At 73.1% G+C, this 12,025-nt stretch carries 11 protein-coding genes; 7 read left to right on the forward strand and 4 right to left on the reverse strand.

What is annotated here, in order from left to right; all coding sequences use genetic code 11:
* The first annotated feature begins 87 nt into the window (after positions 1-87).
* From GUY60_RS08255 to GUY60_RS08265, 3 genes are all read left to right on the forward strand, one after another.
* Positions 88-1,074, forward strand: a complete 987-nt coding sequence (locus GUY60_RS08255; RefSeq protein ID WP_312866223.1) for a hypothetical protein — start codon at positions 88-90, stop codon at positions 1,072-1,074.
* Between the two features lie 277 nt (positions 1,075-1,351).
* Positions 1,352-1,897: a helix-turn-helix domain-containing protein gene (locus GUY60_RS08260; RefSeq protein ID WP_161695394.1), complete on the forward strand. Its 546-nt coding sequence runs from the start codon at positions 1,352-1,354 to the stop codon at positions 1,895-1,897.
* Positions 1,898-1,904: 7 nt separating this feature from the next.
* Positions 1,905-2,657 (forward strand): helical backbone metal receptor, encoded by a 753-nt coding sequence (locus tag GUY60_RS08265; RefSeq protein ID WP_161695396.1) that lies wholly within the window; start codon positions 1,905-1,907, stop codon positions 2,655-2,657.
* A gap of 3 nt (positions 2,658-2,660) precedes the next feature.
* Here GUY60_RS08265 and GUY60_RS08270 read toward each other — a convergent pair whose 3' ends face one another.
* Positions 2,661-3,788, reverse strand: a complete 1,128-nt coding sequence (locus tag GUY60_RS08270; protein ID WP_161695398.1) for a TDT family transporter — start codon at positions 3,786-3,788, stop codon at positions 2,661-2,663.
* Positions 3,789-3,858: 70 nt separating this feature from the next.
* On the opposite strand from GUY60_RS08270, the gene GUY60_RS08275 reads away from it, so the two are divergent.
* On the forward strand, positions 3,859-4,791 hold the full coding sequence (locus tag GUY60_RS08275; protein WP_161695400.1) for a LysR family transcriptional regulator: 933 nt from the start codon (positions 3,859-3,861) through the stop codon (positions 4,789-4,791).
* A gap of 198 nt (positions 4,792-4,989) precedes the next feature.
* Here the strand turns inward: GUY60_RS08275 and GUY60_RS08280 are convergent, their stop codons facing one another.
* The 3 genes from GUY60_RS08280 to GUY60_RS08290 all read right to left on the reverse strand — a co-directional run bounded on the left by GUY60_RS08280 (position 4,990) and on the right by GUY60_RS08290 (position 8,164).
* Entirely contained in the window at positions 4,990-5,673 is a 684-nt protein-coding gene (locus GUY60_RS08280) for a gamma-glutamyl-gamma-aminobutyrate hydrolase family protein (RefSeq protein WP_161695402.1), read from the reverse strand.
* Between the two features lie 32 nt (positions 5,674-5,705).
* Positions 5,706-7,163, reverse strand: a complete 1,458-nt coding sequence (gene eat / locus GUY60_RS08285) for an ethanolamine permease (protein ID WP_161695404.1) — start codon at positions 7,161-7,163, stop codon at positions 5,706-5,708.
* 272 nt (positions 7,164-7,435) lie between these two features.
* Positions 7,436-8,164 (reverse strand): FadR/GntR family transcriptional regulator, encoded by a 729-nt coding sequence (locus GUY60_RS08290; protein ID WP_161695406.1) that lies wholly within the window; start codon positions 8,162-8,164, stop codon positions 7,436-7,438.
* Positions 8,165-8,240: 76 nt separating this feature from the next.
* On the opposite strand from GUY60_RS08290, the gene GUY60_RS08295 reads away from it, so the two are divergent.
* Genes GUY60_RS08295 through GUY60_RS08305 form a run of 3 tightly spaced genes read left to right on the forward strand, consistent with a single transcriptional unit; the run spans position 8,241 to position 11,772 of the window.
* On the forward strand, positions 8,241-9,611 hold the full coding sequence (locus GUY60_RS08295) for a glutamine synthetase family protein (protein ID WP_161695408.1): 1,371 nt from the start codon (positions 8,241-8,243) through the stop codon (positions 9,609-9,611).
* 8 nt (positions 9,612-9,619) lie between these two features.
* Positions 9,620-10,993, forward strand: a complete 1,374-nt coding sequence (locus GUY60_RS08300) for an aldehyde dehydrogenase family protein (protein ID WP_161695410.1) — start codon at positions 9,620-9,622, stop codon at positions 10,991-10,993.
* Positions 10,990-11,772 (forward strand): 3-oxoacyl-ACP reductase, encoded by a 783-nt coding sequence (locus GUY60_RS08305; RefSeq protein ID WP_161695412.1) that lies wholly within the window; start codon positions 10,990-10,992, stop codon positions 11,770-11,772. Before GUY60_RS08300 ends, GUY60_RS08305 begins: the two co-directional genes overlap by 4 nt.
* Positions 11,773-12,025 lie beyond the last annotated feature (253 nt).

A 12,025-nucleotide genomic window follows, 5' to 3' on the forward strand; every position in this document is an offset into this window, starting at 1 on the left:
GAAGCCCACCCCTCGGGCCGTTCCGTACGCCCGCGCCGCTCCCTACTCTCGACAGAGCCCCCGCCCCGTCCGCCCGGAAATTCCCCTGTGCTCCTGTCTCGCCGCCCCGTCCGCCTCGCCGCCTCGGGTGTGCTCGCGCTCGTCCTGCTCGTCGCCGTGCTCCTCGTCGACCGGGCCGACGCCGCCCCGCTCTCCGGTCCCGCCTCCCGGCTCGCCGCGCTCACCGAGGACGTCACCGACGCCGACGGCCGGGTGTACGACGCGCGGGACGACTCCGGCCGCACCATGGACGCCGCCGACATCAGGCAGGCCCCGGACGGCGGCTATCTCGCCGTGTACCACTCGCTGCTCGACGACGGCCGGTTCCACGCGGCCGTGGCCACCTCCGCCGACCTGCGGCACTGGACCCGCCGCCACGACTTCGGCCCCGGCACCCACCAGCCCTCCCTCGCCGCGGACCCGTCCGGCGGCTGGGTGCTCGCGTACGAGAGGGATCCGGCCAACCACATCGCCGTACGGAAGTACGCCGACCTGGATGCGCTGCTCGGCGGCGACCCCGCGCGGTCCTTCGACGCGCCGCGCACCCTGTCGCGCTGCGCCGAGGGCACGCCCAGCATCACCGCCGTGCACGGCGACACCGTCGAACTCACCGGCCACTACCGGGCCGACTGCGACACCGACCGCCAACTCCGCGCCACGCTCCGGGACTTCCGGCACTGGCACGCCGAGCCCGACACCCGCCTCGACACCGCCGTGGCGGCCTGGGGCAACCAGGGCAACATCGGCGACCGCGCCCCGCTCCGGCTCGACGGCCGCGAGCTCGTGCTGATCGAGGGGCAGCAGCGCCGCGACGACTTCGCGGGCTGGCGCACCTATGTCTACGACCCGCGGCGCGGCCTCGCCGCACCCCTCGGCCTGCGCACCGAAGGCGGCAGCACCGCCTTCGCCAACCCCTCGGCCAGCCTGCTCACCGCACCGGACGGCGCCCCGGCCGTGCTGCTCAGCGTGTTCGTACCGCGCGAGGGGGCGGCGCCGGGCGAGGCAGGGCAGTTGCTGTTCTGGCGGAAGCTCTGAGGGTCCGTCTCCTGCGGATGCTCTGAGGGGTCGTCCGGTCGCTCTCCGTGGGACCGGGGCCCGGCCCGCGTACGCCCCTCGCGGTTCGGCCGGAATGCATCGCTCGGGCGCCGTCGTCCGACCTACCCCGGTGGGCGGGACGCGAGAGAATGGGAGCAGCGGAACCCCTGATTCGGGGACCCGGAGCAGGACAGCGGTTGGCAGGGCGCGGACCGGGTGGCTTGCGTAGGGTGCTGAGCACACGATCTGACCGTACGCACCAAGAGGGGGGCCGGAGATGGACGAGAAGGAATCAGCCCGGGTCGGCGTCGCCATCCGGCGCCGCCGCAGGGCGCTGCGCCTCACGCTCGCCGCCGTCTCGGGCCGCAGCGGCCTGTCGGTGCCGTTCCTCAGCCAGATCGAGAACGAGCGGGCCCGGCCGAGCCGCACCTCCCTCGAGCGGGTCGCCGACGCGCTCGGCACCACCGCGATCGAACTGCTCTCCGCCGCCGACGCGGAGCGCATCGTCGAGGTGGTGCGCGGCGACCCGGCGCCTGAGCGGCCCAGCACCCGCAGCCTGGTGCACGGCCAGCAGCAGCTGCACGCCCTGGAGTTCATCGGCGAGCACGACGCGGGCCGCGAGTTCCAGCACCGCAACGACGAGTTGATGTACGTGGCCGAGGGCGCCGTCGAGGTGGAGGCGGAGGGCCGGGCGTACCGACTGGCGCGCGGCGACTCGCTGTTCCTCTCGGGCGGCGTCCGGCACCGCTGGCGGGCCGCGGGCCCCGACACCCGGGTCCTGGTCGTCGCCGTCGCCGAGCACATCAAGGCGGAACCGGAGTGAGTCCGGCTTGAGGGTCGTCTCGCTGGTGCCCTCGCTCACCGAGGCGGTGGCCGCTTCGGCTCCGGAGCTGCTCGTCGGCGTCACGGACTGGTGCGACCGTCCGGCGGACCTCGACGCCTTCGGGGTCGTACGGATCGGCGGCACCAAGAACCCCGACGTGCCGCGCGTCCTCGCGCTCGCGCCCGACCTGGTGCTCGCCAACGAGGAGGAGAACCGCGCCCCCGACCTAGCCGCGCTGCGCGCCGCCGGGGTGCAGGTCCTGGTCACCGAGATCCGCGATCTGCCGTCCGCGCTACGGGAGTTGGACCGGGTCCTGGTTCGCGGCTGCCGCTTGCCCCGGCCCCGCTGGCTGGACGAGGCCGCCGCCGCGTGGGAGTCACCGGCTCAGCCTCTCGGCGTACGGGACGGGGTGGGCGTACACGGCGTGCGGGCTGTCGTGCCGATCTGGCGGCGGCCCTGGATGGTGCTCGGCCGGGACACCTTCGCCGGTGATCTGCTCGCCCGGCTCGGTGTCGTCAACATTCACGCCGGGCACCCGGAACGCTATCCGCGGCTGTCGCTCGACGCGCTGCGGGCCGCCGACCCCGACCTGGTCGTGCTGCCCGACGAGCCCTACCGCTTCACCGCCGACGACGGCCCCGAGTCCTTCCCCGGCGTGCCCGCCGCGCTGGTCGACGGGCGTCAACTCACCTGGTACGGGCCGTCGTTGGTGACAGCGCCGAAGGTGCTCGGGGCGCAGCTGCGGGCCGCGTTCCAGTAGCTGTCACGCGCGGGCGGGGGCCGCCAGGAGGCGGCCGGAGGCCAGGCCGCGGAGGGTGCCGACGGCGGCCACCGCCCAGGCGATGACCAGGAAGGCGTACAGCGCGGTCGCCAGCCAGCCGTACGCGGCCAGGCCGGTGTGCCGGGCCAGGCCCGCGGCGCCGGTGACACAGGTGCCGACCGGGAACGTGAAGCCCCACCAGGTCATGCCGAACCGCAGTCCCGCACGGGCCGCGCGGACCACCATGGCGAGCGCGAGGGCCAGCCACAGCAGTGCGAAGCCGAGCACCGGGACGCCGTACACCACGGCGAAGGACTCGAACGCCCCCGCGTACGAGCCGCTGATCGCGTCCGGCGCCACGTCGGCGAGGGCGCCCACGGCGGTGGTGGACTGGCCGAGCGGGCCGAGCACCAGGAACAGGGTGGGGGTCAGGGCGAGCGGCAGCGGGCCGTGCACCACGAGCCGCCCGAATATCAGCGGCAGCATGAGCAGCGTGGCGAGCAGGCTCAGGCCGAACAGCGCGTAGCTGCCGAGCAGCATCGCCTCCCGCCACTGCCCGGCCGGCAGGTGCGGAAGCAGCAGCGGCCCCTGCGAGGCGGAGACCATCGGCGCCACGACGGGCAGCAGCCACACCGGCGACGCGGTGCCCGGCGCGAGCTCGTGCCGGGTCACCATCAGGTACGGGATCGCCGCGGCGGCCACCACGCCGACCAGCGTGCCCGCGGTGAACAGGACCACGTCCACGGCGAGCGCGGCCCGCGCGCCGATGACGTCGGCGCCGAGCGTGAGGGTGGCGCCGCCGACCGCGAGCAGCGCCATCGACAGGCAGCCGTAGAAGGGCGCGACCGCCGGGTCGAGCAGATGCGCGCGGGCCTGGTCCCGGTGGTGCAGCCAGTGCAGGGCGCGGGCCACGAGGAGCACGGCGAGCAGCAGCGCGGAGAGCGCCCACACGGTGACGGAGGCGGCGCGCGGCACCGGTACGGGCAGCGCGGCGCCCGCGGACGCGACGATCGCGGTGCCCATGACCGCGGCGTACCAGTTGGGGCCCAGATGGCGCAGCGGGGAGTCGGTCCCGCGGCTCACCGTGAGGGCGGGGGAGGGGAGGTGCTGCGGGTGCGCGTAGCTTGCCATGGCCCCAGGCTCTCGCCGCTGACCTGCCGTCACCAGGGGGGATCTCTCTATGAGGGCATAAGCTGGAGTTATGAGTGAGGTGGAGGGAGGGGCGGCCGCAGGGCTGTCCCATCGGGTGCCGGACCTCGGCGCGCTGCAGTTGCTGCTCGCCGTGGCACGGCTCGGCAGCCTGGGCCGGGCGGCCCGCGAGCTCGGCATCAGCCAGCCCGCGGCGAGCAGCCGGATCCGGGCCATGGAACGGCAGTTGGGCGTCGGCCTTGTGGACCGCTCGCCGCGCGGCTCGCGGCTCACCGACGCGGGGGTGCTCGTCACCGACTGGGCCCGGCGCGTGGTGGAGGCGGCGGAGGCGTTCGACGCGGGAGCGGAGGCGCTGCGGGACCGGCGCGACTCGCGGCTGCGGGTCGCGGCGAGCATGACGGTCGCCGAGTATCTGCTGCCCGGCTGGCTGATCGCGCTGCGCCGGGAGCGCCCGGACACGGCGGTGTCGCTGCTCGCCGGGAACTCCGCGGCCGTCGTGGAGCGGCTGCTCGCCGGTGAGGCCGACCTCGGCTTCGTGGAGGGGCGCACGGCGCCGCGCGGCCTGCGCGGCGCGATCGTCGCCCGGGACCGGCTGGTCGTGGTCGTCGGGCCCGACCACCCGTGGGCGTCCCGGCGCGCACCGCTCACCCCGGCCGAACTCGCCGCGACGGCACTGATCCAGCGCGAGGAGGGCTCCGGTACGCGGGAGGTCCTGGACGCGGCACTCGCCGGCCACGGCGGCCTGGCCGCGCCGCTGCTCGAACTCACCTCGACCACCGCGCTCAAGGCCGCCGTGGCCAGCGGCGCGGGCCCCGCCGTGCTCAGCGAACTCGCCGTGGCGGAGGAACTGGCCGCGCACCGCCTGGTGCAGATCCCGGTCGAAGGTGTGGAACTGCGCCGTGCGCTGCGCGCGGTCTGGCGCTCCGACGCCCGCCCGACCGGACCGGGCCGCGACCTGCTGTCACTGACGCGCCGGGCGCAGTAGGGGGCGTGCGGCGGTGCGTGGGGCGTGCGGCGGTGCGTGGGGCGTACGGCGGTGCGTGGGGCGTACGGCGGTGCGTGGGGCGTACGGCGGTGCGTGGGGCGTACGGCGGTGCGCGGGGCCTTCGCGGACCGGGTGCTCAGCCCAGCCCCCGTGCGGCCGGGCGCTCAGCCCCGCCGCCCCCCCCGTGTGGCCGGACGCTCAGCCCCGCGCCGCCGCCACCAGGGCCCGCATCACCCGCAGGTCCGTCCCCATCTCCGGGTGCCACTGGACGCCCAACACCCAGCCGGGGCCGGGGAGTTCGACGGCCTCCACGGTGCCGTCGGCGGCGTGGGCCGAGGGCACCAGGTCGCGGCCGAGCCGGTCGACGGCCTGGTGGTGGTAGGTCGGTACGGCGTCCTCGGCGGGCACGATCGACGCGTACCGGGTGCCCGGCACCGGCCGCACCGGGTGGCTGCCGAAGACGCCCTTCTGCACGGCGTGGCCCTCCATGTGCTGGACGAGGGTGCCGCCGAGCGCGACGTTGAGCAACTGCATGCCGCGGCAGATGCCGAGCAGTGGCGTGCCGGACGCCAACGCCGCCTCGATCAGGGCGAGTTCCCAGGTGTCCCGGGGGCGGTCCGGCGGGCCGGTGCGCGGCTCGGGCTCGGCGCCGTACCGCACCGGTTCCACATCCGGGCCGCCCGCGATCACCAGTCCGTCGAGCCGGGCCACGACGGCCTCGGCCCGCGCCGGGTCGTCCGGCGGCAGCATCGCGGCGAGGCCACCCGCCGACTGCACGAGCCGGGGGTAGCCGACGGGCAGCAGCGCCGCCTCCAGCTCCCACACGCCCCAGCGCGCGCCCGCCTCCTGATACGTGCTGACCCCGATCAACGGTCCGGTCACGTGCACATCCCTTCGCCGCAGGACGACATGCCCTAGTTCCGCTCCAACTCTGCCTCGGCCGCGGCAAGGGCCGCGAACTCCTCCTCCGGCGCCCGCGCCACCAGGTGCTTGCGGCTGTACAGGCCGAAGTAGGCCAGCGCCACCACGTACACCCCGAGGGCGATGAGCGCCGCCGTCACGTCCACCAGGAACGTCGCCACGAGCGCCGCGCAGGCGAGGACGAGGGCCACCGAGGAGGTGAGGATGCCGCCGGGGGTGCGGTAGGGGTGGTCGAGGCCCGGTTCGCGGCGGCGCAGCACGATGTGCGAGAGGGACATCAGGGCGTACGAGATGGTCGCGCCGAAGACCGCGACGTTCAGCATCCGCGCGCCGTCCCCGCTGCCCGCGGCGAGCGCGAAGCCGATGGCACCCGGTACGAGCAGCCCCAGGTACGGGGCCTTGCGGCGGCTGGTCAGGGAGAGGAAGCGGGGCAGGTAGCCGGCCCGGGAGAGCGCGAAAAGCTGCCGTGAGCCCGCGTAGATGAGCGAGAAGAACGAGGCCACCAGGCCGGCCAGGCCCGCGTAGTTGACGATGCGGCTGAGCGTGGTCGGCTCGCCGCCCGGCTGCAGCGCCTCGACCAGCGGGTTGCCCGCCTCCTGGATGGCGGCCGAACCGCGCGCCCCGGCCGCGGCGACGAACGTGAGCACCGCGAGGACGACCAGGATCAGCATGGACCAGCGGATCGCCTTGGGCAGCGTACGGGCCGGGTTCCTGGTCTCCTCGGCGGCCAGCGGCACGCCTTCCACGCCGAGGAAGAACCACATACCGAACGGGAACGCCGCCCAGATGCCCAGAATCCCGAACGGCAGCCAGGAGTTGGCGCCGAAGGCCTCGGTGTCGACCTTGATGTCGTTCAGGCCGGACGGTTCGAACTCCATGAACGCGCCGACCGCGAAGACGAGCAGCGCGGCCACCGCGATGCCGGTCACCGCGAAGCTGAACCGCAGCGCCTCGCCCACGCCCCACAGGTGGATGCCGATGAAGATCAGGAAGCAGACGAGGATCAGCGGCCAGCCGGACTCCAGGCCGAACAGGCCGAGCGACTCGACGTAGTCACCGATGAAGATGGAGATGGCGGCGGGCGCGAGGACGTACTCGATGAGGATGGCCGTACCGGTGAGGAAGCCGCCCCAGGGGCCGAGCGCGCGGCGGGCGAATCCGTAACCGCCGCCCGCCGTCGGCAGGATCGAGGACAGCTCGGCGAGCGAGAAGACCATGCACGTGTACATCACGCCCATGAGCACCATGGCGATGGCGAGACCGCCGAAACCGCCTTCCGCGAGGCCGAAGTTCCAGCCGGAGAAGTCGCCGGAGACGACGTACGCGACTCCGAGTCCGGTGAGCAGCACCCAGCCGGCGCTGCCGCGGCGTAGCGCTCTCCGCTCCAGGTAGTCGTCCCCGCCGGGGCCTGATGGGGCGGTGGTGTCGCTCGCTGGACGTGCTTGCGTCATGGCAGAGGCTCCCCGCGTTCGCCAATGGAATGGCTCCATACCTTTGCGGTGGGGGCGGGTGCAGCGCAAGGCCTGCGGCACTTTTTCTCCCCGCCCCGCCCCTTCCCGAAAGTCCTGCCGGACGGGCCTCCTCAATCGCCGGAGGGGCTCAATTCGAGCCCCAGGTGGGCCGATCCAGCCCGTCCTGGGGGCACCTCCCAGCGGTAGCTGGGGGAGTTTGAGGACGAGCCCGGAGGGCGATCGGCGGTGACCGGGTCGACGGTGCGGAACCCCTACGCCAAGAACCCCCGCAACAACGCCGCCGTACCGCAACAGTGCTCCCGCATCACGCGCCGCGCAGCCCCCGCGTCCCCGTCGAGCACCGCCGCCACCAGCGCCGCATGCTGCTGCTGCGAGTGCTCCAGGTTGCGTACGAGCAGCGGTATGCAGTCGAGGAGGTCGTTCACCGTGGCCCGTACCGCCGCGTACTGAACTGCCAGCGTGGGTGAGCCGGACAGCTCGGCGAGCGTGAGGTGGAAGAGGGTGTCGAGGCGCCGGTAGTCCGTCAGCGGAGCGTCCTGCGTGGCCGCGAGCGCGTCGAGCAGCCGGTCCTCCTGCTCCCTCGGCAGGCCCTGGGACGCGCAGAGTTCGGCCGCCCCGGTCTCCAGGACCTCGCGGAAGCGCAGCGCGTCCTCCAGGTCCACGTCCGCGAGCCTGCGCCGCAACTCCGCCTCGCCCGCCGCGCCGCCTTCCCGGGCGCGCACGAACGTACCGCCGTACCGGCCGCGCCTGCTCTCCACCAGACCCTGGTCCTGGAGCACCTTGAGCACCTCGCGCAGCGTGACCCGGCTGACGCCGAGCAGCTCGGCCAACTCCCGTTCCGCGGGCAGGCGTTCACCCGCCGGGACCAGGCCGAGGCGGACCACCTGGAGGATCTGCTCGAGCGCCTCCTCGAATCCGTTGCCCGCGCGCACCGGGCGCAGGACCTGGGTGAGCCGGTCGGCTCCTTCGGTGATGACCATGGGGCGTTTCCCCCTTCCCAAGGAATGGTTCGCAGGCATACCTTATGGCCTCCGGACCGCCCAAGGAGGAGACCCCGTGGCAGACCGCACAGCCCCGCTTGCCGTCGAGGAGCTGCGTGCTCTCGTCGCGAGCGGCGAGATCGACACCGTCGTCCTGGCCTTCCCGGACATGCAGGGTCGGCTGCAGGGCAAGCGGTTCGCCGCCCGCTTCTTCCTCGACGACGTCCTCGAACACGGCACGGAGGGCTGCAACTACCTGCTCGCCGTGGACGCGGAGATGAACACCGTCGACGGGTACGCGATGTCCAGCTGGGAGACCGGCTACGGCGACTTCGCGATGGTCCCCGACCTGACCACGCTGCGCCGCGTCCCCTGGAACGAGGGCACGGCCATGCTCATCGCCGACCTCGCCTGGAACGACGGCTCACCCGTGGTCGCCGCCCCCCGGCAGATCCTGCGCCGCCAGCTGGATCGGCTCGCCGCGCTCGGCTACAGCGCGCAGGTCGGCACCGAGCTGGAGTTCATCGTCTTCAAGGACAGCTACGAACAGGCCTGGGACGCCGACTACCGCGGCCTGACCCCGGCCAACCAGTACAACGTCGACTACTCCGTGCTCGGCACCGGCCGCGTGGAACCCCTGCTGCGCCGCATCCGCAACGAGATGGCGGGCGCGGGCCTCACCGTCGAGTCCGCCAAGGGCGAGTGCAACCCCGGCCAGCACGAGATCGCCTTCCGCTACGACGAGGCCCTGGTCACCTGCGACCAGCACGCCATCTACAAGACCGGCTCCAAGGAGATCGCCGCCCAGGAGGGCGTCTCGCTCACCTTCATGGCCAAGTACAACGAGCGCGAGGGCAACTCCTGCCACATCCACCTCTCGCTCGCCGACGCCGACGGCACCAACGCCATGGCCGGCTCCGCCGACGACCCCGGCGGAATGTCGCCCGTCATGCGGCACTTCCTCGCCGGTCAGCTCGCCGCGCTCCGCGACTTCTCCCTCCTGTACGCGCCGCACATCAACTCGTACAAGCGGTTCCAGCCGGGCTCGTTCGCGCCGACCGCCGTCGCCTGGGGGCACGACAACCGCACCTGCGCCCTGCGCGTGGTCGGACACGGCCGCTCGATGCGGTTCGAGAACCGGCTGCCCGGCGGCGACGTCAACCCGCACCTCGCGGTCGCCGGGCTCGTCGCGGCCGGCCTGTACGGCATCGAGCAGCGGCTCGAACTCCCGGAGGCCTGCCCCGGAAACGCGTACACCGCCGACTTCGAGCACGTCCCCACGACCCTGCGGGAGGCCGCCGAACTCTGGGAGAACAGCCCCGTCGCCAAGGCGGCCTTCGGCGACGAAGTGGTCGCGCACTACCGCAACATGGCGCGGGTCGAACTCGACGCGTTCGACGCCGCGGTGACCGACTGGGAGCTCCGCCGCTCCTTCGAACGCATGTGAGGCCCTTCTTGTCGTACGAGCACCACGTACTGAACCCGGCCACCGAGGAGCTCGTCGCCACCGTCCCGGCGACCAGCCCAAAAGAGGTCGACGCGGCCGTGGCCCGAGCCGTCGCGGCCCAGCGGACATGGTCCGCCCTGGCCCCCGCCGACCGGGCCCGCACCCTGCGCCGCTTCGCCGTCCAGGTCGACGAACACCTCGAAGAACTCGCCCAGTTGGAGGTCACCGAGGCCGGACACACCATCGGCAACGCCCGCTGGGAAGCCGGTAACGCCCGCGACCTGCTCGACTACGCGGCCGGGGGAGTGGAACGGCTCAGCGGCCGGCAGATCCCGGTGCCCGGCGGACTGAACGTCACCCTCCTCGAACCCCTCGGCGTCGTCGGCGTGATCGCGCCCTGGAACTTCCCCATGCCGATCGCCGCCTGGGGCACCGCCCCCGCGCTCGCCGCGGGCAACGCGGTCCTGCTCAAACCCGCCGAGACCACCCCGCTGACCGCGCTCAGGCTCGCCGCGCTCGGCCTCGAAGCGGGCCTGCCCGAGGGCCTGTTCCAGGTCCTGCCGGGCGCGGGCGATGCCACGGGCGCCGCGCTCGTCGAGCACCCCGATGTCGCCAAGATCGTGTTCACCGGCTCCACCCGGGTCGGCAAGCACATCATGGCCAGGTGCGCGGACCGGGTGAAGCGCGTGACCCTCGAACTCGGCGGCAAGAGCCCCAACATCGTCTTCGCCGACGCCGACATCGAGGCCGCGGCGGCCGCCACCCCGATGTCATTCCTCGACAACTCCGGCCAGGACTGCTGCGCCCGCACCCGCGTCCTGGTGCAGCGCTCCGCGTACGACCGCTTCATGGAGCTGCTCGCGCCCGCGATCGAGCGCGTGGTGGTCGGCGACCCGGCCGACGAGAAGACCCAGATGGGCCCGCTGATCTCCAAGGTGCAGCTGGAGCGGGTGCGTTCGTACGTCACCGACGACCTGGAGACGGTACGCGGCACCGCACCCGAAGGGCCCGGCTTCTGGTTCCCGCCGACCCTCGTCACCGGCGTCGACCCGGCCGCGCCCGTCGCCGCCGACGAGGTCTTCGGGCCGGTCGCGGTGGTCCTTCCCTTCGAGGACGAGGCCGACGCGATCCGGCTCGCCAACGCCACCGAGTACGGCCTGTCCGGCTCCATCTGGACCCGAGACTCGGGCCGCGCCATCCGCGTCTCGCAGGCCGTTCGCGCGGGCAACCTGTCCGTCAACTCGCATGCCAGCGTGCGCTATTGGACCCCGTTCGGCGGCTACAAGCAGTCCGGCCTCGGCCGCGAACTCGGCCCCGACGCCCTGACCGCCTTCACCGAGACCAAGAACGTCTTCATCAGCACGGAGGGCTCCGCACTGTGACCGAAGAAATCATCTGCCGCCGGCTCGTCGGACGTACCGCCGTCATCACCGGAGCGGGCAGCGGCATCGGCCTCGCCACCGCCCGCAGGCTCGCCTCCGAAGGCGCGAACGTGGTGTGCGCCGACATCGACGAGAGCGCGGGCCGCAAAGCGGCGGAGGCCGTCAACGGCACCTTCGTCCAGGTCGACGTCACCGACGCCGCCCAGGTCGAGGCGCTGTTCAAGGCGGCCTACGACACGTACGGCTCCGTCGACGTGGCCTTCAACAACGCCGGGATCTCGCCGCCCGACGACGACTCCATCCTGGAGACCGGCCTGGACGCCTGGAAGCGCGTCCAGGAGGTCAACCTCACCTCGGTCTACCTCTGTTGCAAGGCCGCCCTGCCGTACATGCGAGAACAGGGCCGCGGCTCCATCATCAACACCGCCTCCTTCGTCGCGATCATGGGCGCGGCCACCTCGCAGATCTCGTACACCGCGTCCAAGGGCGGCGTCCTCGCCATGTCCCGTGAACTGGGTGTGCAGTTCGCCCGCGAGGGCATCCGGGTCAACGCCCTGTGTCCAGGGCCGGTCGACACCCCACTGCTCAGGGAACTGTTCGCCAAGGACCCGGAACGCGCCGCGCGCCGCCTGGTGCACATCCCGGTGGGCCGCTTCGCCCAGGCCGAGGAGATCGCGGCGGCGGTCGCGTTCCTGGCGAGCGACGACTCGTCGTTCGTGAACGCCACGGACTTCCTGGTCGACGGCGGGATCGCGGGGGCGTACGTGACGCCGCTGTAGCCCCGGTCCGGCGGGGTCCGGGGCTAGGGGGCGTCTCCCCGATCTTTGCGGGTCCACGACGCCTGGCACGGCACCTCGCCGCACGCCCGAATCACCCAAGTACGTCCAGTACGAGGGCGATCCGGGCGTGCGCCGAGAGCACGCACTGGGGGCACCCCCAGCGGTAGCTGGGGGAGCCGCGGCCTGATCCGCAAAGATCGGAGAGACGCCCCCTAGGAGCACCCGCGGTGCACCGGCCCCGGCACCCTCCCCC

The organism is Streptomyces boluensis (assembly GCF_009908195.1).
Lineage (GTDB): Bacteria > Actinomycetota > Actinomycetes > Streptomycetales > Streptomycetaceae > Streptomyces > Streptomyces boluensis.

Coding starts and splice junctions, on each gene's coding strand:
- eat (WP_161695404.1), bottom strand. CDS start 7,163: ATGACGCAAGCACGTCCAGCGAGCGACACCACCGCCCCATCAGGCCCC.
- GUY60_RS08275 (WP_161695400.1), top strand. CDS start 3,859: ATGAGTGAGGTGGAGGGAGGGGCGGCCGCAGGGCTGTCCCATCGGGTG.
- GUY60_RS08270 (WP_161695398.1), bottom strand. CDS start 3,788: ATGGCAAGCTACGCGCACCCGCAGCACCTCCCCTCCCCCGCCCTCACG.
- GUY60_RS08290 (WP_161695406.1), bottom strand. CDS start 8,164: ATGGTCATCACCGAAGGAGCCGACCGGCTCACCCAGGTCCTGCGCCCG.
- GUY60_RS08260 (WP_161695394.1), top strand. CDS start 1,352: ATGGACGAGAAGGAATCAGCCCGGGTCGGCGTCGCCATCCGGCGCCGC.